This is a genomic window from Streptomyces diversicolor (genome assembly GCF_057537855.1).
The window spans coordinates 21,964-45,813 of sequence record NZ_BAAJXA010000059.1 but is presented as its reverse complement, the minus strand read 5'-3'; the positions used below and the strand labels follow the sequence as shown (position 1 = coordinate 45,813).

The 23,850-nt window shown below is 69.6% G+C and carries 13 protein-coding genes and 1 pseudogene; 4 read left to right on the top strand and 10 right to left on the bottom strand.

Annotated features, from left to right (window positions below; genetic code table 11):
- Positions 1 to 49 precede the first annotated feature (49 nt).
- The 5 genes from AC27LF_RS41315 to AC27LF_RS41295 form a co-directional block, all read right to left on the bottom strand.
- A complete protein-coding gene (locus AC27LF_RS41315) occupies positions 50 to 2,623 on the bottom strand; it encodes a glycoside hydrolase family 3 protein (RefSeq protein WP_479664409.1) in 2,574 nt (857 codons plus the stop codon).
- A gap of 35 nt (positions 2,624 to 2,658) precedes the next feature.
- Positions 2,659 to 4,287, bottom strand: a complete 1,629-nt coding sequence (locus AC27LF_RS41310; RefSeq protein WP_479664410.1) for a family 20 glycosylhydrolase — start codon at positions 4,285 to 4,287, stop codon at positions 2,659 to 2,661.
- 66 nt (positions 4,288 to 4,353) lie between these two features.
- Positions 4,354 to 5,289 (bottom strand): carbohydrate ABC transporter permease, encoded by a 936-nt coding sequence (locus AC27LF_RS41305; protein WP_479664411.1) that lies wholly within the window; start codon positions 5,287 to 5,289, stop codon positions 4,354 to 4,356.
- Complete coding sequence (locus tag AC27LF_RS41300; RefSeq protein ID WP_479664412.1) at positions 5,286 to 6,224, bottom strand: carbohydrate ABC transporter permease; 939 nt, start codon at positions 6,222 to 6,224, stop codon at positions 5,286 to 5,288. The genes AC27LF_RS41305 and AC27LF_RS41300 overlap by 4 nt, the downstream gene beginning before the upstream one ends.
- A gap of 54 nt (positions 6,225 to 6,278) precedes the next feature.
- Complete coding sequence (locus tag AC27LF_RS41295; RefSeq protein WP_479664413.1) at positions 6,279 to 7,631, bottom strand: ABC transporter substrate-binding protein; 1,353 nt, start codon at positions 7,629 to 7,631, stop codon at positions 6,279 to 6,281.
- A gap of 436 nt (positions 7,632 to 8,067) precedes the next feature.
- Here AC27LF_RS41295 and AC27LF_RS41290 point away from each other — a divergent pair, with 436 nt between their 5' ends.
- The 4 genes from AC27LF_RS41290 (at position 8,068) to AC27LF_RS41275 (ending at position 14,776) form a co-directional block, all read left to right on the top strand.
- Positions 8,068 to 9,096: a LacI family DNA-binding transcriptional regulator gene (locus tag AC27LF_RS41290; protein WP_479664414.1), complete on the top strand. Its 1,029-nt coding sequence runs from the start codon at positions 8,068 to 8,070 to the stop codon at positions 9,094 to 9,096.
- Positions 9,097 to 9,130: 34 nt separating this feature from the next.
- Positions 9,131 to 11,251, top strand: a complete 2,121-nt coding sequence (locus AC27LF_RS41285) for a beta-galactosidase (RefSeq protein ID WP_479664415.1) — start codon at positions 9,131 to 9,133, stop codon at positions 11,249 to 11,251.
- Between the two features lie 37 nt (positions 11,252 to 11,288).
- Complete coding sequence (locus AC27LF_RS41280) at positions 11,289 to 12,794, top strand: glycoside hydrolase family 43 protein (RefSeq protein ID WP_479664416.1); 1,506 nt, start codon at positions 11,289 to 11,291, stop codon at positions 12,792 to 12,794.
- A gap of 416 nt (positions 12,795 to 13,210) precedes the next feature.
- Complete coding sequence (locus AC27LF_RS41275) at positions 13,211 to 14,776, top strand: glycoside hydrolase family 140 protein (RefSeq protein WP_479664417.1); 1,566 nt, start codon at positions 13,211 to 13,213, stop codon at positions 14,774 to 14,776.
- Between the two features lie 300 nt (positions 14,777 to 15,076).
- Here the strand turns inward: AC27LF_RS41275 and AC27LF_RS41270 are convergent.
- From AC27LF_RS41270 to AC27LF_RS41250, 5 genes and pseudogenes are all read right to left on the bottom strand, one after another.
- Positions 15,077 to 15,439 (bottom strand): annotated as a pseudogene (locus AC27LF_RS41270) (glycoside hydrolase family 78 protein); the annotation flags it as partial.
- Positions 15,440 to 15,510: 71 nt separating this feature from the next.
- Positions 15,511 to 16,737, bottom strand: a complete 1,227-nt coding sequence (locus tag AC27LF_RS41265) for a multidrug effflux MFS transporter (RefSeq protein WP_479664418.1) — start codon at positions 16,735 to 16,737, stop codon at positions 15,511 to 15,513.
- Positions 16,738 to 16,924: 187 nt separating this feature from the next.
- A complete protein-coding gene (locus tag AC27LF_RS41260; RefSeq protein WP_479664419.1) occupies positions 16,925 to 18,478 on the bottom strand; it encodes a glycoside hydrolase family 43 protein in 1,554 nt (517 codons plus the stop codon).
- 33 nt (positions 18,479 to 18,511) lie between these two features.
- Positions 18,512 to 20,911 (bottom strand): glycoside hydrolase family 3 N-terminal domain-containing protein, encoded by a 2,400-nt coding sequence (locus AC27LF_RS41255; protein WP_479664420.1) that lies wholly within the window; start codon positions 20,909 to 20,911, stop codon positions 18,512 to 18,514.
- Positions 20,912 to 20,957: 46 nt separating this feature from the next.
- Positions 20,958 to 23,771, bottom strand: a complete 2,814-nt coding sequence (locus tag AC27LF_RS41250; protein WP_479664421.1) for a family 78 glycoside hydrolase catalytic domain — start codon at positions 23,769 to 23,771, stop codon at positions 20,958 to 20,960.
- Positions 23,772 to 23,850: the final 79 nt, after the last annotated feature.

The window sequence follows — 23,850 nt, the reverse complement described above, 5'->3', positions numbered from 1 at the left end:
AGAGCCGCCGGCTCTGGGAGTCGACTCCCAGAGCCGGCGACAGGTCCTGTCAGCGGAGTCCGCAGACCAGGGGCGCGGTGGCCATGATGTTCCGCACGGAGTCACCGACCGACACGGTTCGTCCGATCGGTGCCGGCTTCCAGCTCTTGCTCGCGGTGTCCCAGTAGTTGAGCCGGTCGCTGTCGATGTGGACGTTCACGACCCCGGTCTGTCCGGGCTTGAGCGTGATCTTGTCGTAGCCGCCCAGGGCGTACTTCGCGAACTGGGCGTCGTAACGTCCGCTCGGGGCGCCGATGTAGAACTGAGGTGTTGCTGATCCCGCGCGCGACCCCACATTGCGCACCCGCACCGAAACGTCCGCCCCGGTACCGTCCGGCTTCACCGTGAGGTCGGAGTAGCTGAACTTGGTGTACGACAAGCCGTAGCCGAACGGGAAGAGCGGCTTCTGCCCCGCCTTGTCGTACCAGCGGTACCCGACGTTGATGCCCTCGTCGAAGTCCAGCGATCCGTCCCGGCCGGTGAGCGCGTCGGGTGTGGCCGCGACCGGGCCCTGGCTCGCGGAGGCGGGGAACGTCACCGGCAGGTGGCCCGAGGGATCGACGTCACCGTAGAGGACCTTCGCGAGCGCTGTGCCGAACGTCTGCCCCGGGTACCACGCCTGGACGACCCCTTCGACGTCGTCCAGCCACGGCATCAGCACCGGGCCGGACGTGTTGAGGACGACGACGGTGTGCGGGTTGGCCTTCGCCACGGCCTCGATCAGCTGATTCTGATCGCCGGGCAGGCTCAGGCCGTCACGGTCGGCGCCCTCGCCGGACGCGTAGTTCGCCATCACGACCGCGACCTTGGCCTTCTTGGCCGCCGCGACCGCGGCGGGTATCCGCGACTGGGACGGCTTCTGCCACGCGAGATTGATCCCGTCGTTGCCGAACGCTGTGCTGACACTGCTGTAGCGGACGCTCAACTGCACGGGTTGCCCCGCCTTCAGGCTGACCGTGCCCTGCGCCGGATACTGCGGACCGGCCCACAGATGGGACGTGGGCTTCTTGGCGTCGATCACGTGCCGACCGTTCACGCTGAACGTCATGTCCCCGGACACCAGCGACGTGAACCGGTAGAGCCCGGTCTCCGTCGGTGTGAAGGTCGACGTCCACTTCGCCGAGTACGGGGCCTTGAGGCCTTCGGGAACCTTGGGGACATCGATCGAGGGCTCGTTGCGGCTGATGGCCGGCGTGCCCTGCGGCTGTGCAGTGTCCCAGTACTGGGCCGACCAGCCGGTTCCGTCGCCGCTCGTGGGTTTCAGCGCGGTACCGGAGACGAGGTCGGTGGCCGGGACGTCACCGGCCGAGCCCTGCGACGCGAGGACGGTCGTCCCCGCCCCGGCGCGGGCCGTGATGCCGGCGAGCGGAGAAACCGTCGACTCCGCCGAGAGCGGCACGGCGGGGCCGCCCCCTTCGACGTACATCGCGTCCGAGCCCGAAGGGCCGATCACGGCGACCGACGTGTCGTCCTTGGCGCTCAGCGGGAGCGTGTCGCCGTCGTTCTTCAGGAGCACCATCCCCTGCGCCGCCACCTTGGCCGCGAGTTCCTTGTGCGCCGCGGTACTGATCTCGTCCCGCTTCACCGGCGGGTTGTCGTACACGCCGGAGTCGAACAGGGCGTAGAAGATCCGGTAGTCGCTCCTGTCCAGGACGTCCGCGGGGATCCGGCCCGAGGTGTACATGGCGGCAGTCCGCTGCTGGTTGCCCCCGTCGAAGCCGGCGATGTCGACTCCGGCCAGCGCGGCCTGTACGGCGTCGCGTTGGGCGATCAGGTAATCCGGGATCACGAGGCCCTGGAACGTGCTCTTGATGTCGTTCAGGAGGTCCGGGTTGTGGCATGCCGGCTGCCCGTTGACCTGGTTGTAGGAGCACATGACCGAGTCCGTGCCGTTCCCCTTGGCCGTCGCGACCACCGGAGCTTCGTAGATCTCGTGCAGGGCCTGTTGCGGAATGTTCTCGTTGATGGCCGGTGTGCGGCCGAAGTAGGCGTTCGGGTCGTCGCTCTCGAAACCCATGCGACCGTATTCCTGGACGTTCGCCCCGAAGTGCTTCACGGTCGTCATCACGTTCTGCGACGTGGCCCCGTCGACCTCGGCCCGTGCGGTTGTGCCGATCAGGTACGGGTCCTCGCCGAGGTTCTCGGCCTGGCGCCCCGCGAGCGGCTGACGCGTGACGTCCGTGGCCGGCCCGAGCCAGATCGACCGGCCGCTGTCCCTGATCTCCTGCGCGATGGCCGTGCCGTACTGCTCGGCCGCCGCGGTGTCGAAACCGGCGGCCATGGACAGCGCCGACGGGAAGGCGGTCGCACCCTCGACGCTCACTCCGCTGGGGCCGTCGTGCGACGTGAGGACCGGCGGAAGGCCGTACTTGACCAACGGCTCGAAGTTGTCGAGGGCGACCTGCACCTTCTCGTCGAAGGTCAGTGCGTTGAGGAGCGCCTTCGCGCGCTCGGCCGGTGACTTCGACGTGTCGCGCCACGGCTGGTCGACCGCGGACGCGGGTGTGACCGAGCCGCACAGCAGACCGGCGGCGAGCGCACTTGCCGCGGCTGTGACGGCTCGCCTTCTCCATCGGTTGCGCATGAATCTCCTTTGACAGATGCGAACGACTGGCGGCGTCAGTTGCCCGGCGCGGATCCGACCGCCGTGACGATGCCGGCGAAGCTGTCGTAATCGGCGACCAGGGGCGTGGACTCCCAGGTCTTCTGCGCCATGACACGAAGGCGCGGGAAGATGGACTCCGCGGCCTCGGCCTCGGTCCAACTGCCGCCGCTGTTCCACAGGTTGATCGCGGAACCGAGGTTCGCTCGCGCGCCCGGGTCCACGGTGTGGAACGGGGTGAGGAGGGGCGGGGCCGGATAGCTGCCGCGATAGGCGTATCCGTGGAAGGTGTCCACCGCCCAGTTCTCGTACGTCCAGGGCATGGAAGGCTGTTCCGGCGGCCCGGCGGGATAGTCGTACGTGGGGAAGAAGCCGCGGTTGTTGATGCGGTAGCCCTGGTCGAGGAGGGTCTGCGGCAGGTCGGGCGAGATCGGCTGCTGGGGGTGGAAGAGGTCCGTCCACCAGTCGACGACGAGGTTCCTGTCCAGGGTCACGACCCCCTCCTGGCTGAAGAGGTCGTTCCAGACGCGCAGCGTCCGGCCCCGCTCGCGCACGAGGTCGCTCATGTCGTTGACCAGGCCGCGTATGCCGTCCTTGCCGATGGCCTGCGGGCCGAACTTCTGCTGCGCGTAGGCCGTCAGCTGCGGGTAGTCGGCGTACTCCGAGGTGACGATGTACTCGTCCGCGCCCATGTGCCAGTAGGGGCCCGGGAAGAGGTCCAGGTACTCGGAGACCACCTCGCGCAGGAGGTGGCGGGCTCCGGTGAGGGAGTAGTCGAGCTTGCCGGGGAGGGCCACGCCCTGGGAGTTCCTGAGCTGGTACTGCGGATAGTGGGCCAGCAGTGCGCCGGTGTGGGCCGGCATGTCGATCTCGGGTATCACCGTGACGTGGTAGCGCGCGGCCAGCTCCAGCAGCTCGCGGACCTGGCGCTTGGTCAGATGGGGTGTGCAGTGCACACCGAGATCGCTCTCGATGCGCCAGCCCTCGTCGTCGGTGAAGTGCAGATGAAGGAAGTCGAGCTTCAGGTAGGCCAGTTCACGGATCCGGGCGGCCAGCCACTCGTACGAGAAGTTCATGCGGGCGATGTCCACCATGAGGCCGCGCTCGCGATAACGGGGCCAGTCCTTCGCCACACCGGCCGGGACGACCGGCTCCTGCCGGAACAGCTGCAGGAGGGTGCGGGTGCCGTAGAAGGCGCCCTTCGCGGTGCGGGCGGTCACGGTGATGTGCTCGCCGACCTCAAGCAGGTAGCCCTCGACGCCCAACTCGCCATCGGTGGCGCCGAGTTGAAGCACGATGTCGTGCCGGCGTGCTGGGCGGTCGGTGACCGTCGTATCGCCGATGGGGCGGCTGTCGGCGCGCAGGTCGTCGGCGAAGGTATGCGCCACACGGGAAAGCTGTCTCGCGTCCCGGGTGCGCACGACGATCTGGCCGGCAGCGCTGAGCTGGTACGAACCGTTCTTCCCGCGCCATTCGCGCAGTGCCGGGATGGTCCGCGGCCGGTCGGCGTCCGAGCCCGCGCAGAGGGCGGATGCGGCGGCCGGTGTGGTCGCGAAGGGCGCGGCGAGCACGCCTCCCAGGACCACGGCGGTGCCGACGAACGTGCGACGCTTGATGGTGTTCGTTGTCTTTTCTTGAATGGCCATTCACCTTCTTGGGCTGGTGGCGGTGCGTTTCCTTGCGGTGAGGTCCGGTCGATTCCGCGGCGGCGCTCAGCCCTTGACCGCGCCGGTGGCGAGGCCGGACTGCCAGTGGCGCTGCAGAAAGAGGAAGGCGATCATCAGCGGGATGATGGAGACGAACGCTCCGGTGATCACGGTGGAGAAGAGCACCTGAGCTCCGCCACCCGCGGACGCGGCGCTCTGCCACTGCGCGAGTCCGACGGTGACCGGGAACAGCTTGGGCGAGTTGAGCATGATCAGCGGCAGGAAGTAGTTGTTCCAGGTGGCCACCAGCTGAAAGAGCAGCACGGTGACGATGCCGGGAGTCAGCAGCTTCAGCGAGATCGTGCGGAACGCGCGGAACTCACTGGCTCCGTCGATACGGGCGGCCTCCAGGAGGCTGTCGTCCACGGCGTCCGCCGCGTAGACGCGCATGAGGTACACGCCGAAGGGGCTCACCAGCGACGGCAGGATGACCGCCCAGACGGTGTCGGTCAGGCCGGAGGCCGCGAAGAGGAGATAGGTCGGCAGGGCCAGCGCGGTCAGCGGCACCATGATGGAGCCCAGGACGATGTTGAACACCGCCATGGAACCGGGGAAGCGGTACTTCGCCAGGGCGTAGCCCGCCATGGTGGACACAGCGGTGGCTCCGACCGAGCCGACGACGGCGTACACAGCGGTGTTGATCAACCACCGGTTGAAGATGCCGTCCTGGAAAGTGAACAGGGAGCGGAGATTCCCGAAGAACTCGAAGGAGTCGCCGAACGCGAGGCCGAAGCTGGTGAAAAGGCCCGCGTTGTCCTTCGTGCTGGACATCACCAGCCACAGCAGAGGGACGACGAAATAGGCGACGGTGAGCCAGATGATGATGGTGAGCACGTTGCTGCGCCGCTTGTCGCGCTCCACGAGGCGGCGCTTTCGGCCGACTGCGGGAAAGGAGCGCACGGCGGTGCTCGGGGCTTCGGTGGTCAGCGGGGGCGCGCTCATGCCTGGCGCTCCTTCCGGTTGGTGATGCCCTGGACGACGAAGGAGACGATCATGATGACCATGCCGAGCAGGAACGCGATGGCGGCGGCGTAGTTGTCGTCCTGGTTGCGAAAGGCCAGGTTGTACGCGTAGAGGTTCGGCGTGAAGTCGTTGCCGATCGCGTTCGGGGCGATGTTGAACAGCAGGTTCGGCTCGTTGAACAGCTGGAACGAGCCGATGATCGAGAAGATGACCGTCAGCAGGAGCGCCGGACGCAGGGCCGGCAGTTTGATGCTCCAGGCGATGCGCCACTGGCCCGCGCCGTCGATCTCGGCGGCCTCGTAGAGGTCGGCCGGAACCGAGCGCAGGGCGGCGTAGAGAACGATCATGTTGTAGCCGATGAACTCCCAGCAGACGATGTTCATCGTCGAACCGAGGATGTGGTCGCCCGACAGCAGGTTCGGCGCGTCCAGGCCGACGGCGTCGAACAACTGGGTGACCAGGCCGAAGTCCTTGCCGTACAGGTAGCCCCACATGAGGGTGGCCACGACGCTGGGGACGGCGTACGGCAGGAAGATCAGCAGCCGTACCAACGTGCCGCCGCGCACCCGCCGGCTGTCCAGGGCGAGGGCGAGGAAGACGGAGAGGGCCAGCATGATCGGCATCTGGATGCAGAGGAACTCGCCGACCCGGCGCAGGCCGTCCCAGAAGTTCGGATCGTGCAGCGCCCGGGTGTAGTTGTCCAGGCCGCTGAAGACCTCGCCGCCCACGAGTTGTGAGGTGAAGAGGCTGAGGTAGGCCGAGTAGACCAGGGGGACGGTGAAGAACGCGGCGAAGACCAGGAGGAAGGGGAGCGTGAGGAGCCACGCGGTCCTGGTCTGGCCGGTGTGGATGCCCCGGCTTCGGCGGGCGGCCAGGGCGGAGGGCGCTGTGCGGCGCGGTGCTTCGGCGGTCATGACTGCCTTCTGACGTGGTGGGCCGGCCGGGCGTCCGGCCGCCCGGGCCGGGAATTACTTGACGGTGAAGCCCTGCTGCTCGGCGTAGTCGACCAGTTGTTTCTGCCAGGCGCCGAGAGCGGCCTTGAGGTCGCCGTGGTCGGCGATCGCCTTGCCGAGCGTCTCGTTGTACGAGGAGTTCACGTAGTCCTGGAACGGCAGGTACTTCTGGTTCTGCGGGACGGTCTTGGAGACGCCGGCGAAGAACTTGTTGACTTGCTGGCCGCCGTAGAAGTCGGACTTGGCGTCGGTGAAGTCAGGGTCGGACAGCGTGGCGGTCGTCGTCGGGTAGAGCGAGCGCTTGTTGGCCAGCTCGATCGTGGACGACGGGTCGTTGTTGATGAACTTCGCCAGCTCGTAGGCCTGGATCGGGTGCGAGGTGGCGGCCATCACCGCGTCGGACGAGCCGCCCCAGTTCGCCGCGATGTTCTGCCCGGCCGCCCACTGCGGCAGGGTCGCCGCGCGCCACTTGCCGCTGGTGTTCTTCGCGCTGCCGGCCAGGAAGGTCGGCCCCCAGGCCGCCGTCAGCCAGGTCGCGTACTTGCCGCGCGAAAGACCCTGATACCAGGAGTCGTTGAAGTCCGCGTCGGTGGACACCAGATCCTTCTGGATCAGGTCCTGCCAGTAGCCGACGACCTTCCGCGTGGTGGCGTTGTCGACGTCGATGCCGACCGTCTTCTTGCCGTCGTAGTCGAAGAGCTTGGCGCCGGCCTGGGAGAAGAAGCCGAGCGTCTGCGGCATGTCGTTGCCCGGAAGGTTGGTGATGTGCGCGCCGGTCTTCTTCTTGATCGTCTGTGCGGCGGTGGCGAACTCGGCCCAGGTGGTGGGGACCTTCACCCCGGCCTTGTCGAAGAGGTCGGTCCGGTACAGGGTGCCCATCGGGCCGGAGTCCTGCGGGACGGCCCAGACGCCGCCGTTCTGCTCCACCTGGCTCCAGACGCCCGGCACGTACTCGGAGGCGATCTTGTCCGCGCCGTACGGCGTCAGGTCCAGCAGGCTCTTGGTCTGGGTGAAGGAGGGCAGGTAGTCGTAGCCGATCTGCGAGACGTCCGGAACGCCCTTGCCGGCCTTGACCGCCGCGCGCAGCTTCACGTACTGGGTGTTGGCGTCCCCCTGGTTGACGAGGTTGACCTTGATCTTCGGATACTTCTTCTCGAACAGGTCGACCTCGTCCTGGACGTTGGGCACCCAGGACCAGAAGGTGAGGGTCGTCGGCGTGTTCATCGCCTTGTCGATCTCCGACTGCGTGACCGGCTCGGACGGTCTGGCGCCGGAGCTCCCGTCGCCGGAGCCACATCCGGTGAGGACGAGGGCGGCCGAGACCGCGCCCGCTCCGACCGCCAACGCGGTGCTGCGCAGAGTCTTCATGGTGCTGCTTTCGGTGGAAGGGAGGTGCCGCCGACCTGATCGGGCGGCCCAGGATGTCGAGTACGAGTGCGGCTTGCCGCTGGAGAGTGGGGGATTCCCAGCAGCCCTGTCGCGCGGTGGAGACGAGGTGGAGAGCCCGCGGTGGCCGGTGACCGCGGGCGCATCGCCGACCGAGACCACCTGCGCGAACTCGTCATGCTCTCCGAGGCGGCGCATTCTTGACTACGAAGTCAACCGGTACCTTGAATGTTCGAACGCGCTGAGTCAAGAGAGCTGTCGTATCTATTTTTTTGCCCATGAATCATGGGACTCTAGTGTCGGTTGGTGAGGAGCCTGACCCTTCCAAAACCGTGTTTGACTACGTAGTCTGAATCGGTCAGCCATCCGGTGCGGAGTCGCCGCCCGGCGCGCTCAGATGTGAAGGGATCGGTGAGCCGTGACAGCCACCGGCGGGGGCAAGAGCGTCCCCCGGCCTGCGAGCACCGACGTGGCACGCCTGGCCGGTGTGTCGCAGAAGACCGTGTCGCGTGTCATGAGGGGCGAGCCGCATGTCCGCCCCGAGGTGCGGGAGAAGGTGCTCCGCGCGGCGCAGCAGCTGCGCTACCGGCCCAACGCGGCGGCCCGCAGCCTGACGTCCGGCAGGACGGGCCGGATCGGCGTCGTCGCGCTCGGCGCCCAGCTGTACGGCCCCGCGACCCTGCTCGTCGCGGCGGAAGCGGCGGCCCGCAGACTGGGCTACGCCACCATCGTCGCGCACGTCGGCGAGGACGACAGCGACTCCCTCGCCGGTCCGCTCGAACGGCTCCTGGAGCAGGGGGTCGACGGCATCATCCTGCCCGAGGACATCGACGAGGGCCCGCTCGCGGTGACCGTCGACGTGCCCGTGCTGACCATGGGGAGGTTCCACAGCATCGCGGCTCCACGCCGGGTGGAGGTGGCCGAACGCCCCGACCGCAGCGGCTATGTGGCGACCCGTCACCTCATCGACCTCGGCCACACCGAGATCCGCCACCTCGCGGGCCCCGATCGCTGGTGGGCGGCGCGCGACCGTGCCGCCGGCTGGCGCTCGGCGCTGACCGACGCCGGTCTGCCGGTGGTCGAACCGATCGAGGGCGACTGGTCCTGCGAGGGCGGCTACGCGGCGGGCCTCCGTCTCGCGGAGGACACGACGATGACCGCTGTCTTCGCCGCCAACGACGAAATGGCGATCGGTCTGATCCGGGCCCTGCACGACAGCGGCCGGCGCGTACCGGACGACGTCAGCGTCGTAGCCATGGACGACATTCCGGCGGCGCGTTTCCTCAACCCGGCCCTCACCACCATCGTCCAGGACCTGCACGCCATGGCGGCCGAAGGCGTCGCGCTGCTGGTCGAGGAGATCGCCGCCCCCACGTCCACCGGCCGCCGGATCCACATCGGGGAACCGACCCTCGCCGTCCGCGAGTCGACCGCGCCGCCCCGCTGAGCAACCGGGCCATCACACCTATCCAGGAGTTTCCGTGACGAACACGTCGCGCCTGCCTCGCCGCGTCCTCTTCGGGGCGGCCTACTACGCCGAGTACCACCGGGGACCGCGCGTCGCCGAGGACTTCGACCGGATGGCCGCGGCCGGTTTCAGCGTCATCCGCGTCGGCGAATCCGTCTGGTCGACCTGGGAACCCGAGGACGACCGCTTCGACCTCGACTGGCTGCGACCGGTCCTCGACCACGCCCACGCCCGCGGCATCAAGGTCATCCTCGGCACGCCCACCTACGCGGTCCCGCCGTGGCTCGCACGCCGGTACCCGGAGATCGCCGGCGAGACCGCCACTGGCCTGCGCGTCGGCTGGGGCGCACGCCAGGAAGTCGACTTCACCCACGCCGCGTTCCGCTTCCACGCCGAGCGTGTCATCCGCGCCATCATGGGGCGCCACGCGGCGCACCCGGCGGTCATCGGCGTTCAGGTGGACAACGAACCGGGCTACCACCTGCTGCACAACGACGGCGTCTTCCAGCGCTTCGTCGAGCACCTGCGCCGTCGCTACCAGGACGTCGAGACCCTCAACAAGGAGTGGGGGCTCGTCTATTGGTCGCACCGCCTGTCCGACTGGTCCGACCTGTGGAGACCGGACGGCAACGCGCAGCCGCAGTACGACCTGGCGTGGCGCCGCTTCCAGGCCGAGCAGACGGCCGAGTTCATCCGCTGGCAGGCCGACATCGTGCGCGGCTGCACCGAACCCGGCACGCCCGTCACGACCTGCATCGCCTACGACCTGCCCGCGATGAACGACGAGTTGGTGGCCCGGGAACTCGACATCACGTCCGGCAACGCCTACTACGGCATGCAGGACGCGCTGCTGCTCCCGCAGCCCGAGGCCGACGCCCCCCGGTACTGGTTCACCACGGGCGTGCCCGCTCTCCACCTGACAGCCGACCGCATGTACGCCTCCCGTCAGGCGCCGTTCCTGGTGACCGAGACGACCGCCGGGTCGATCAACGACCCGGGGCACATGAAGCCCGCCTACGACGGGCAGTGGCGTCAGGCCGCCTGGGCGCTGGTGGCCCGGGGCGCCACCATGATCGAGTACTGGCACTGGCACACCCTGCACTTCGGCGCCGAGACCTACTGGGGCGGCGTCGTCCCGCACAGCAACGTGCCCGGCCGCACCTACCGCGAAATAGCCCGGCTCGGCGCCGAGTTCACCGCCGCGGGCGAGACGGTGGCCGCTCTGACACCCGACAGCGACGTGGTCTTCCTCTACTCCGCGGCCGGCAAGTGGCTGATGGAGAAGCAGCCGCCGCTGGCCGACGCGGACGGCCGTCCGGACCCGCGCGCCTACCGGGAGATCTTCGACGCCTTCTACCGGGGCGCCTTCGACGCTCGACTCCAGGCACGCCTGGTCCACGATCAGCAGATCCTCGACGGCGCTCCGGGCCAGGACAGCCCGGACCCGGAGCGGTTCGCCGCGCAGCACCCGCTCCTTGTCGCCGCGGGCACGCAGGTGGCCGACCGGCGCCTGCTCGACTGGCTCACCGCCTACGCCGCCGCCGGCGGACACCTCGTCCTCGGGCCGCGCACCGGCTACACCGACGAGGAGGGCCGCGCCCGGGAAGAGGTCGCGCCCCCGGTCCTGTCCGAACCCGCGGGCGCCGGTTACGGCGAGTACAGCAACCTCGACGCGGACATCCCCCTGACCTCCCCGGCGGACAGCGGATTGAGGCTGCCGGACGATGCCACCGCGACCCGATGGGCCGAGGGGCTGGTGGCCGCCGACGCCAAGGTCCTCGCCCGCTACGAGCACCCGCACTTCCGGCAGTTCGCGGCAGCGGTTACCCGCCCGTACGGCACGGGACGCATCACCTGCGTGGGCACCGTCCCCGGCGTCTCCTTCGCCAAGGCACTGTTCGAGTGGGCGCGCCCCACGGCGCCACTCTGGAACGCTCTGCCGGACAGCGTCACCGTCAACAGCGCGACGAACACCAACGGCGAGCGCGTGCACGTCGTTCACAACTGGTCGTGGGAGCCGCAGTCGGTCACCGTGCCGGTCGACCTGGAAGACGTACTCGCCGACCGCACGTTCCGCGCCGGCGACGCCATCGAGCTGGGCCCGTGGGACGTCGTCGTCACCGTCGCGCCGTGAGCGCCCAACTCGGATTCGACAGAGCGGAGTTCACTCCATGACCGGATGGCCCAACCCGCTGATCCCCGGCTTCCATCCCGACCCGAGCGTGGTGCGCGTCGACGGCGTCCACTACCTGGTGACCTCGACGTTCGAGTACCTTCCCGGCCTGCCGGTGTACCGCAGTACCGATCTCGTCGACTGGGAACACATCGGCAATGTCGCCGAGCGCCCCGAGCAGGTCGCGGTCGGCTCCGTCGCCACCGGAGCCGGCGTGTTCGCGCCCACCATCCGGTACCACGACGGGCTCTTCCACGTCATCGTGCGCGTGGTCGGCAGCCCCCGGGGCTGCGTCGTGTTCACCGCCCCCGATCCCGCGGGGCCGTGGAGCGACGGACTGCCCCTCACGGGCGTCGACGGCATCGACCCGGACCTCGCCTGGGACGACGACGGCACCGCCTATGTCACCTACTCCGGGCTGCGCCTGTCCGAAGAGGAAGCGGGGCGCCACCACGGCATCGAGCAGGTCCGGGTCGACCTGGTAACGGGCCGGGCCCTCGAAAGCCCCCGCTCGCTGTGGTCCGGCACCGGGCTGCGCTTTCCCGAGGCCCCGCACCTGTACCGGCACGGCGACCACTGGTACCTGGTCATCGCCGAGGGCGGCACCGAACGCGGCCACGCGGTCAGCGTCGCGCGTGGACCCTCCCCCGCAGGACCGTTCACCGGGCACCCGGCCAACCCGCTGCTGACGGCGAGCGGATCGCCGCGGCAGATCCAGAACACCGGGCACGCAGATCTGGTCGAAACCCCCGACGGCGGCTGGGCGGCGGTCCTGCTCGGAGTGCGCACGATCGGCGAAGCGCAGGCATTCTCGCCTTTGGGCAGGGAAACGTTCATCACCGAGGTCACCTGGACCGCGGACGGGTGGCTCACGGTCAACCCGGTCGAACTCGCCCCTCGGGCCGGCACGGAGAACATGGTCGTTTCCTTCGTGGACGAAACCGCACTCGACGATCCCGGTTGGCTTGCCGTCCGGACGACGCCGCGGTCCCTCGCGCGGGTCGCTGACGGCAGCCTGGTCCTGGAGGGGCGCAAGGCCGGCCTCGACGACCCGCGGCCGGTCTTTGTCGGCCGCCGCCAACGCCACCTGAACTGCACCGTGACGATCACGGTGGATGCGTCCGACGGAGTGGGCGGTCTGGCGACGCGCTACGACGAACAGCATCACTTCGGGCTGGAGGCGAAGACACAGGACGGCGCCACGCTCGTGACGGCGTGGGGTGCGGTTGCCGGTCTGCGCCAGGAGTGGCGCGGAACGTTCCCCTCCGGGCCGCTGGACCTCTGCCTGGAGATGCGCACGCCCGCGGGGCAGGCCGCACGCGAGGACCGGATCCGGCTGCTGGCCGGCGGCACGCTGCTCGCCGAACTGGATGGGCGGTACTGGACGATGGAGACCTGTGCGTCGTTCACCGGGCGGGTCATCGGGGTCTACGCCCGCGAGGGCACGGTGCGGTTCAGCGACTTCCGATACGAGGGCTGGGAACTCCTGCCGGTAGCGCAGTGACTCACTCGCAGGCCGAAGACCCTCCACTCGTCCTGCTTCACGATCCCGGATTGGATCATCCCGGTGAAAGACCACTTCATCCACGCTGCCACCGGCCAGCTGATAGCGAACTCGCCCCGTCCCGGTTCCCGGTACAGACCGATCAGACCGGCGCTCCGGTAGACAACCTGAGCCCGTTCTGCGAGGCCAACCGGAACGCCGACGCCCCCGCGTTCGCTGCCTTGATGGAGCATCCCGCGCGCCCCGGACGAGGGGCAGGGCGTGCGCGCAGCTGACCTGTGTGCTGGGCTGCGGACGGCTGTCCGGCGCACGGCGTCGACCGGCGCGGCCATCCCGGTCGGATTCATCGGCAGCACACCCCGTCCGTTCACCCATGTACTGCCCGCATTGCAGATCTCACCCGCATCGGAGGACCCATGACGTCCCTTGCCCCCTGGCGCCCGACCGAGATCACTCTCGTCGCCGGGCGCGACCATGCCGAGCCCTACACGGGAGTGGAGGTCTGGGCCGACTTCACCCACCACCCCAGCGGAACGGTGCTGCGCCGGCCCGCCTTCTGGGACGGTGGGCGCACATGGCGGATCCGGTTCGCCTCGCCGCTCGCCGAGGGTGAGTGGACCTGGCGTACGTACGCCGACGTGGACGATGCCGGTCTGGCGGGAGTCACCGGCGAACTCGCCTGCGGAAAAGGGGAGGTGGCGGATGAGGGCAAGTTCGCGCGGCACGGCTTGTGGAGGATGTCCGACGACAGGCGCAGCCTGGTGCACGCCGACGGGCGCCCGGCCGTGCTCGCCGCCGACACCGCCTGGGCGCTGCCCTGGCGTGCCACTGAGGAGGAGGTGCGCACCTACGCCGCCGACCGGCAGGCCAAGGGCTTCAACGCGGTCCTGCTGATGAGCGTGCAGCCCGACATGGACGCTCGCGGCCCGCGCGACCGCTCGGCGGACGAGGGGTTCGCGGTGGCCTTCGCGGACCTGGCCGACGGCCACCTCAACCGGCTCGACCCCGGCTATTTCCAGTACTTCGACCGGCTGCACGCGATCCTGGTCGAGCATGGCATCGTGCCGGTGCTGCAGCCAGTGTTCCACGGATACGGCTGGAAGGGGCTGCGCACCGCGGGCCCCGGTGCCGACCCCGGTGAATACGCCCGCTACTGCCGCTACCTCGTCGCCCGATACGGCGCCGACCCCGCCATCTATCTGGTCGGGGCCGACGGCTCCGGCGAAGAGCCCTCGATCGCGGCCGGCGGCGCGGAGGTCGAGGCATGGGACGCGTACGGGCAGCCCTGCGGCATCCACTACCGGTCGCACTCGCGCGCTCGCGCCCACCAGAGCGCGGACTGGCTCGACTTCCAGTGGTGCCAGACCGGACACCTCGGGGAACACCTGCCTGCCCGGGTGGCCGACATGTGGCGCAACACCCCGGCCAGGGGCGTGGCCAACGGCGAGCCCACCTATGAACACACCGGCGAGAGCGGCAGGGCCCAAGGGTGGTGGCAGGGGCATGAAGCCTGGTCGAACCTGTGCGCCGGCGGCACGATGGGTATCGTCTACGGCGCCGCCAGCCTGTGGCCTTGGGCACACCGCGCCGACGAGCCCGGGATGCCCGAGTACTTCATGGCGCCGAGTGCGGGCTGGCGCGATGCGTTGGACTTCGAGGGCGCGGCCTACGCAGGTCTGGTCGGGCGCATCCTGGACGGCCTGCCCACCACCGGCATGGCCCCCGAGTGCGAGGCCGCCGTCGGCGGGCGCGGATTGATCGTGCCCGGGGTCCTCTACCTGCACTACAGCGAGAACGGCGGGCCCCTGATGGTCACTCCGGGGCAGCGTGACCGTGTCCCGCGCCAGTACTACGTGCTCGACCCGCGCACCGGCGAAGTCACCGGCAAGGGTGAACTCCCCGACAGCGATGACATGCTGTGGGTGGAACAGGAGGCCGGAGTGCCGCGCCTGTTCGTCTTCTGCGCTGACGTGCAGGCCTGAGCCGCGGTCATCCGGGCATCGGTGCGCTCCGTCCTCGGGCAGGCGCGTAGCGTACAGTCCGGCCCGGCTGCTACCGAGCGAGATCCGCACGAGCCGCACCAGGAGTTCCGCGTCGCACGGGGCAACAAGATCTCCTCGGCCTGTGCACGGGGTGCGGGAGCCAGCGACACGAGATCGATGCGCTCGTCCTCCCAACACACCCACGTACGGAGTGTGGGCCAGGCAGCGGAGTCGTCGAGGACTTCGGCGCAGGGTGGCGCGGCTGCGCAACGCCGTCCACCCCAGCGGCAGCCCGTAGCTACGCAGCCCGCGGCCGGCGTATCGCACAGCGACGGAGTCCGCGGAGTTCACACGGCCGCTGTCCCACACGTCGGCCTGGCCTGCGCGCAGCCGGTCTGCGGAGCTCGCGACGAGCACGCGGTAGGCACTTTGGCGCCGGCCACGGGTCGCGGAGGACATGCGCCAGCCGAGTCGTGGACGTGTCGCGTCCACACCGAGCGGTTCGGTGCGGTGCTCGACCGTCAATGCCTCCACTCTTGTGCGACCCGTCGCGGCACCCTCCGACGAGGCAACGTCCCGCGTCTGTACGGCTGTTGCCGGCCCGACCGCGCCGACACCGCCGACCACGGCGACCGGAACGGCGCCCAGCGCGGTGGCCGGCACGGTTCTGCGCCGCGCCCTTCCCGTCCACGACGCTCAGCCGGATGACGGTGAAGCCGCCGAGGGGCGGTGTGCTAGTGAGACCTCCTGGCGTCCTTGCGTGGTGGTTTCTGGGGGCGGGGCGATGGTGTTTCGCGACGTTTCACAGCGGGCTTCACCATGATCAGTAGCGACATGAGTGCGATGCACGACAGCCCGATGAGAACGACTCCGAACGCCAAGACGCGATCAGAGCCGGTGCTGGGCAGTGGGGAAACGAGGGAAGCGAAGCCAAAGTTGACGAAGCCGAGTACAGACGCGGCGGTGCCGGCCTGCAGGGCGTGTCGCTCCAGGGCGACGACCTGCACCGTGGGCATGCAGGAGCCGGCCGCGAGCAGGAAGACGAACGCGGCGACGGTGAACCCCACGACGCCGATCTCGGCCAGGGCGATGAGTACCACCCCCACCGCGGCGATCGATGCTGAGCTCAGAGCCCAGCACAGCACTCGCTGCGGGGAGCATCGCAGCAATGCCTTGGCGGCCACCTGGGAACCCAGGGCGAACGCCGAGGCGTTGACAGCGAACACCAGCGCGTAACTCTTCGCTCCGAGCCCGTAGGTGGTCTGGTAAGCGAACGAAGACGTCGACAAGTAGGCGAACACGCCGCCGACCATCATCGCGCCGATGGCTGCCGCTCCCACCAGTCCCCGGTCGCCGAGGACCGCGATGTAGCGGTTCTTGACCGAGCCGCGTGTCCTCATCCGGGAGTCGGCATCGACAACGGCCGAGGTTTCGGGCAAGGCGGCCATGCACAGCACTACCCCGATGACCCCGTATCCGGCCAGGGTGATGAATATCCCGCGCCAGCCCACAGTCATCAACAGCAGCGACCCCAGCAGGGGAGCCACCACCGGCGCCAAACCGCTCAACAGCGCAAGCCGAGCCACGACATGCACCAGGCGCCGGCCCTCGAACGCGTCGCGCGCGACAGCGGTGGCCAGGACCGACACCCCCGCGGCACCGAATCCCTGCAGCAGGCGCCACAGCAGAAGCCACTCTGCGCTCCCGACCAGAGCGATGGCGATGCTCGCGGCGACGTGGATACCTGTCGCGGCCATCAACGGCCAACGGCGTCCGACGGCGTCGCTGAGCGGGCCGAAGAGCACCTGCCCGGCCGCCACTCCCAGGAGAGTGGCGGAGAGCGACCACTGGATCTGAGCGGCGCTGGCTTCGAGGTCCGCGGCCATCCGTGGAAAGGCCGGCAGGTAGAGGTCTGTGGTCATCGGGCCCAGCACCGCCAGGAGCGACAGTGTGGGGATCACCCCGGACAGTCGTCGAGAGCCAGGGCCCTGATCAGCACTCATATGCATCCTGGACAGGGGCGCGCTGAGCGGGCTTCGAGGTCCCAAGAGGCAGACCGGTCCCCTGTACTGGCCGGTGCTGCACCGATGGATGCGGCAGGAGCGTGGCCGGGATAGCTGATGCTCCTGGCGCGCGGCCCGAAGCCGATCATGTGCCGCCCTCTCCGTGGTACCGGAAGTCGGCGAAGCGGACCGTGCCCTCCTCGGCGAACACGCCGACCACGCGTCCGGTGAACGGAACAGCGGTTTCGACCGACCAGAAGCGGCCGTCGAGTTCGGCGAGGGCGGTCTCGACGCCGTTCCCGTCCACGACGCTCAGCAGGATGAGGTCTCCCGACGGCAGCCACTGCGGATCAGCCGGTGTTGGTTCCAGTGTGGCGATGCGCAGGACGACCTCGTCGCCGACGGCCTCGGTGTCCCAGGAGTTGACGAGGGTCGGCATCGAGGCTCGGGCCGTGATGCGGGTTCCGACGCCGGACGGAGCCCGTTCGGCGACCATGCTGACGGTGAAGTTCTCGTCGAGGCGGATGCCCAGACCACCCCGGCCGTCAGCCGGGTCCACGCGGGTCTCCACCACGCTGGTCACGTGCCGTTGTCGTCGGCCCACGAAGTCCGGGCGATAGGCATCGATGCCGCCGGAGTCGCCGCGCAGGGTGAGATATCCGGGACGCTCGTCGAGGGACGCCACCGATTCGGGTGTGCGGCCCACCGCGAGCCAGCCCGGGTCCGCCAGCGCGTCCGTGTCCGTGAACCGGAAGTACTCGTCGACCGGTTCCGGCCGGGGGGCGTACGGCACCGGCGCCGTGTGGGGCCAGCCGTCTGCCCATTCGACGCTGGTGACGTACGTTTCACGGCCGAGGGGTGAGGTCCGGCCTGCCGTGCGGGTTCCCAGAAGTACCAACAGGTCTCTGCCGTCAGGTCCCGGGACGAGGTCGGCATGGCCGGTGCACTGCACCCGGCGGTCCGTGCCCGAAGCACTCAGGATCGGGTTGTGGGGCGCCCCTTCGAAGGGCCCTTCGATGCTGGTCCCGCGTGCGATGCTCACGCAATGCCCGAACCCGGTGCCACCTTCGGCGATCAGCAGGTACCAGAAGCCTCCGCGGTGGTAGAGATGCGGAGCCTCGGGCGCGGTCAGCCCCGTCCCTGACCAGAGCCGCCGCGGCTCCTCCAACGCCTTGCCGGTCTCCAGGTCGACCCGCGCCTGGAGAATGCCGTGGTGCGCGATGACGCGCGTGCCGTCCATCTCCAGACCGCTGTACGTGACGTACGGACTCCCGTCCTCGTCCCAGGCGATGTCGGGGTCGATGCCCTGAACACCGTCGAGTTCGAGACCGTCGCTCCAGGGCCCTGCGGGATCGGTTGCGGTGAACACGAGACAGCCGCGCGTACCGGCGGCCACCGCGACGATCACGTAGTAGAGGCCCTCGTGATATCGCAGCGTCGGCGCCCAAACGCCCGCGGTGGACGGCGTCTCCGCGATGCCGACCTGCTCCTCACGCGTGGCGACGTTGCCGATGTGCTCCCACGTGGCGCAGTCGGTGGAGCGATAGACCGGGAGAGCCGGCAGGTACTCGAACGACGACGTGACCGCGTAGTAGATCCCGTCGACGATGATGCAGCTCGGGTCGGGGTTGAAGCCCGGGATCAGTGGATTGGGCAGCGCCGTGGGCTCGATCGCCCGCGGATCCGGCTGTGACGTCACGGTGATTCCTTGAACAGGTCGAGGGGGAGCGGATCAGACCCGGGCGATCTGGGTCGTGGAGAGGAAGGAGCGCTCCGGGCTCGTGAGGAGCCTGGGCTTGCCGACCAGAGCGAAGGAGCCCTCCAGGCGCCGGTCGTCCGAGTCGAAGCCGAGGAAGTACGGGACGGCTCCCGGTTCGACCGCGAATTCACGGGCCAGGTTCGTGTGCCCGAGCTGGGCGGCCGCCACCTGGAAGGTGACACGGCGTGACGCGCCCGCCTCCAGCTCCACGCGGGCGAAGCCGGCCAACTGCTGTGCGGGCTGGGCGACACCGGTGGCCGGGATCTTCAGATAGAGCTGGAGCGTAGTGGCGCCGTCGACAGTGCCCGTGTTGGTGACCGTCGCGCTGATCGTGGCCGTGCCCTCGGTGGTGATCTCCGCGTCGCCGGACAGCTCGGTGAGCGCGAAGTCGGTGTAGCTCAGGCCGTGGCCGAACGGGTAGAGAGGGGTCGCCTCCATGTCCAGGTAGAGGCGGTCGCGGCCGGGCGGCGTGGGGTTGCGGTAGCCGGTTCCGGACGGCTGGTGGTGGTAGACCGGGATCTGGCCGGTGTGCCGGGGGATGCTGTAGGGCAGCTTGCCGCTCGGGTTGACGGCACCGAAGAGGACCTCGGCGACCGCGCTCGGCCCGAACGGTCCGCCGTACGGCGCTACGACGAGCGCAGCTGCCTCGCGCACCACCTCGGGCAGTGTGTACGCGCGCCCCTGGAAGAGCACGACAACGAACGGCTTGCCGGTGGCCGCCACCGCCTCGGCGAGAGCCACCTGCCCCGCCGGCAGCGAGATGTCCGCCGAGTCGCTGGCCTCACCCTCGGTGCGGTCACCGGTGAACCACAGGCTGGCTCCGCCGAGCGCGAGGACAACGACGTCGGAGCGGACCGCGAGGTCGACCGCTCGCTGGATTCCCTCCGGATCCAGAGTCTGCGTCACCCCGGTGCCCGGTTCCACAAGGACGGTGCCGGTGAAGTCCTGGACGGCCTCGGCGAGCGAACGGGCACCGTGCCGTTCCCGGACGAACGTCTCCGGGTCGACCGGCGGGAAGAGCTCGTCGTTCCACGAGGCCAGACCCGGGTCGGCACCGATCTGGTTGCCGAGCGCGCCCTGCGACATGCGCACGATCATCTCCCGCCAGGCGGGATAGGTGTACGTCGGGAACTGCAGGGACGGCGCGTCGGCGTGCGGGCCGACGACGGCGATGGTGCGCTCCCCACCCGACAGCGGCAGCAGCCCGTCGTTCTTCGCCAAGGCGACGCCGCGCCGGGCGAGTTCACGCGAGACGTCCTCGCCTTCCCGCGCGGTGACGTCGAGGTCGATGTGCTCCGCCGGATACGGGTTCTCGAACAGACCGAGCTCGAACTTGGCCCGCAGCACCCGCAGCACGCACGTGTCCACATCCCGCTCGTCCACCTCACCTCGACGGACCGCCTCGGCGAACTCCTTGCCATAGCCGTACGGCGTGGGCAGCTCGACGTCGAGGCCCGCGTGGATCGCCATGGCACCGGCGGCCTCAGGGGTGGCCGCGGCATTCTGCCTGTTCACCACGTGCTCCAGCGTCGTGTAGTCCGACGCGACGAAGCCGTCGAAGCCGAGCGTGCCGCGCAGCAGGTCGGTCAGGATCTCGCGGGAGACACCCACGGGCACGCCGTCCACGGTCGCGTACGAGTTCATGACCGACTTCAGCCCTGCCAGCTGGATGGCGGCCTCGAAGGGGTAGGCGAACAGGTCACGAGTGCGGCGGGCGCCGCCCTCATACGCGGAGAGGTTGATGCCGCCGGAGGCGAGGCCGTAGCCGAGGAAGTGCTTGGCCGTCGCCATGACGCCCTCCGACAGGTCCTCGCCCTGCAGACCCCGGGTGTAGGCGACGCTGAGCGCGGCGGACAGGTGCGGGTCCTCGCCGTACGTCTCGTGCACGCGGCCCCACCGCGGGTCGAGTGCCACATCCATGACGGGAGCCAAAGCCTGCCGGAAGCCGACGCGACGCATCTGCTCGCGCATGACGTCCGCCATCTGCTCCACCAGCTCGGGGCTCCACGCCGCCGCCAGGCCGGTGCCGGTCGGGAACACCATGTGGCCACCGGCACAGAAGCCGTTGAGGGCTTCCTGGTGGATGAGGGCCGGGATGCCGAGCCGGGTGCGGGTCACGTACTGGCGCTGGATCTCACCCGCCATGCGCGCGAGGCGGGCGGGATCGTCGGCGGTCAGGCCGGCAACATGCCCAGGCGCGGACTTGATCGCTTCCTCGGCGCCCTCGGCCTGCGAGCCGTCCGGGCGGACCAGGAACCACGGCCAGCCGGCGGTGAGCTGGGCGCACTTCTCCTCCAGTGTCATCTCGCGCAGGAGCAGCTCGGCCCGGAGGGCGGGCGGCAGACTGGCGTCGCGGTGGTCCTGAGGGGACATGATCGAGGTTCTCCTGTTGCGTTGCGTGCGGGAAGGCGCGGGACCGTCAGGCGGAATCGTTGTTGATGAGGGCGTCGACGGTCTGTTGGAAGGCGGCGGCACCAGGGCGGAAGTCCTGGGGGATGAGCGCCCCGGCGAGTGCGGTGGCGGGCGCGTCGAGGTAGCCGGCGAGGCCGGCCGCGGCCTGAGTCTCGCCCAGCGGGGCCAGTCCTGTCTCGACGGCCGCGCTGACCACCGCGGACCAGACGGCCGGATTGTCCAGGACGTCCCGGACCGTGGTGGCGCCGGCCGACCCGTTGGAGGCTTCCACCGGGTCGGGCACCACCCAGTGGTGCTCGCCGTGGCCGACCAGGACGGTTTCGGCGGAGCCGGGAAGGCGCACCTGCGCGGTCGCCCCCACCGGCACCCGCACGTCCAGCCGGAACCGCCCGTCGGCGCGCTCCCACGCCACGCAGGCCTCTCCGTACGGCGTGAGGTGCCGCGCCGACGCGGACGTGAGCGCGGCGTTGGGCTGGGGCTGAACGGAGATCCTCCGGTAGCCCGGGGCGGCCGGCGCGAGGCCGGCGACACGCCGGTGCAGCCAGTCCGCGACCGCGCCGAGCGCGTAGTGGTTGAACGACGTCATCTCACCGGGGTTGACGGTGCCGTCGGGGAGCATGCTGTCCCAGCGTTCCCAGACGGTCGTCGCTCCCATCGTCACCGGATACAGCCATGAGGGGCAGCCGGTCTGCAGCAGCAGCCGGTAGGCGACGTCCGTGTGGCCGGTGGCGTTGAGTGCGTCGGTGACGAGCGGGGTCCCCACGAAGCCGGTGCTGATGCGGAAGCCGCCCGCGCGTACGAGATCCGCAAGCCGTCGCCCGGCCTGCTCGCGCTGCTCCGCGGTGTGCAGCAGCCCCCATTCGATGGCGAGGGCGTACACGGTCGGCGCGTCCGAGAGGATGCGGCCCGCGGCTGTGACATAGGCCCTGTTGAACGCCTCACGAACCTCGGCGGCCAGCACCGCGTACCGGTCGGCCTCGTCGTGCCGGCCCAGGACCCGCGCCGCCTCGGCGACGACCGCGGCGGAGCGGGCCAGGTGCGCCGTGGCCACCACGTCGGGGTCCGCCTTGGCCCGGAAGGGATCCTCCGGGGGAGCCGTCGGGTCGAGCCAGTCACCGAACTGGAAGCCTCCGGTCCACAAGCGGTCCGGGCCGGCGAGGTCGGCCACCTTGTCCACCCAGGCGCGCATGCTCGGCCACTGCCGCTCCAGGACGCCCCGGTCGCCGGTGCGCTGGTACAGCACCCAGGGCACGATCGCCGCGGCGTCGCCCCACGCTGCCGCCGCCGGCGCCGCGTCACGCAGTACGTCAGGCACGACGAACGGCACGGATCCGTCGGGGAGCTGTTCGGCCGCCAGGTCCTTGAGCCAGGAGTCGAGGAATCCCGAGCTGTCGAACAGGAAGGCCGCCGTCGGGGCGAACACCTGGATGTCGCCGGTCCAGCCGAGGCGCTCGTCGCGCTGAGGGCAGTCCGTGGGCACGTCGACGAAGTTGCCGCGCATGCCCCACACCACGTTCTCGTGGAACCGGTTGAGCAGCCGGTGGGAGGAGGTGAACCAGCCGGTGCGGCGCAGGTCCGACCCGATCACCACGACTTCGATGTCCTCGGGGCGCAGATCGGGTACGCCTGTCACCTCCGCGTAGCGGAAGCCGTGGAACGTGAGCGAGGGCTGAAGGATTTCCTCACCGGTTCCGGCGAGGAAGTAGCTGTCGGTGGCCTCGGCGGTGCGCAGCGGACGGGTACCGAGCTCGCCGTCCTCCAGGACCTCCGCGTGGCGCACGACGACCTCGGTGCCGGCCGCCAGACCGCGCACCCTGAGCCGTACCCAGCCCACGGCGTTCTGGCCGAAGTCGACCAATGTCCGGCCGGCAGGGGACGTCCACACCTTCTCGGCCGGCAGGACATGGCTCGCCCGGACGGGAGGCCCGTCCGGGGCCACGAGGCGGGTGAGGTCCCCCTCCACCACCTCGACCGCGCCGGTGGCCGGGCACCATCCGCTGCCGCGCCGGCGCAGGTCGGTGCGCTGGCCGTCGTAGAGGTCGTCGGCGAGAATCTCGCTCTCCCGCGCCGTCCATGTGCCGTCGGTGGCGAGCACATGGACCTGCCCGTCGGTCGTGGTGACCTCAAGCTGGGCCAGCAGCGCCAGCCGGTCGCCGTACAGCGCGCGCTCCTGGTTGAAGCCCAGGCGACCGCGGTACCAGCCGTTGCCGAGGAGAACCTCCAGCACGTTCCTGCCACTCTTGACCAGCTCCGTCACGTCGTACGTCTGGTAGCGCAGCCGGTGCCCGTAGGAGGTCCAGCCCGGTGCGAGCACCAGGTCGCCGACGCGCCGGCCGTTGAGCGTGGCGACGTACACGCCGTGTGCGGTGGCGTAGAGCCGAGCCCGGCGGATCTCGCCGGGCACTTCGAGCGTGCCGCTCAGGACCGGTGCCGGCATGCGCAGACCGCCGATGCCGACCGGGCTGACGAAGGCCGCGGTCCAGTCGTCGGCCTCCAGCAGGCCCACTTCGACGACCGACCGTTCACTCCACTCGCTCCATCGGCCCTCGCACGCCACCCGGACCCGAACGGCGGCGTGCTCCCGGGAGACCAGAGGGGATGCCGGCCAGGGCACCAGCACCTGCTCGGTGCTCTCTACCTGGTAGGTCATGGCGGTCCCACCGCGCAGCACCTCAATCTCGTACGCCGTCTGGCGGTAGCCGGCGTCCGCCCGCGGGACCGACCACGACAGACGGGGTGAGCCCGTCCCGATACCGCGTACCGGCGAGGTATCGGTGCGGCGCTCGAACTGGGGTGCGCAGGGAGCAGCAGCCACGACCATGCAAAACTCCAGAGTTCTTGAGCATTGAGTGACCGGTCCCGGGGCGGGGCGACAAGGCTCCGCGCGGAACGCCTGCCTC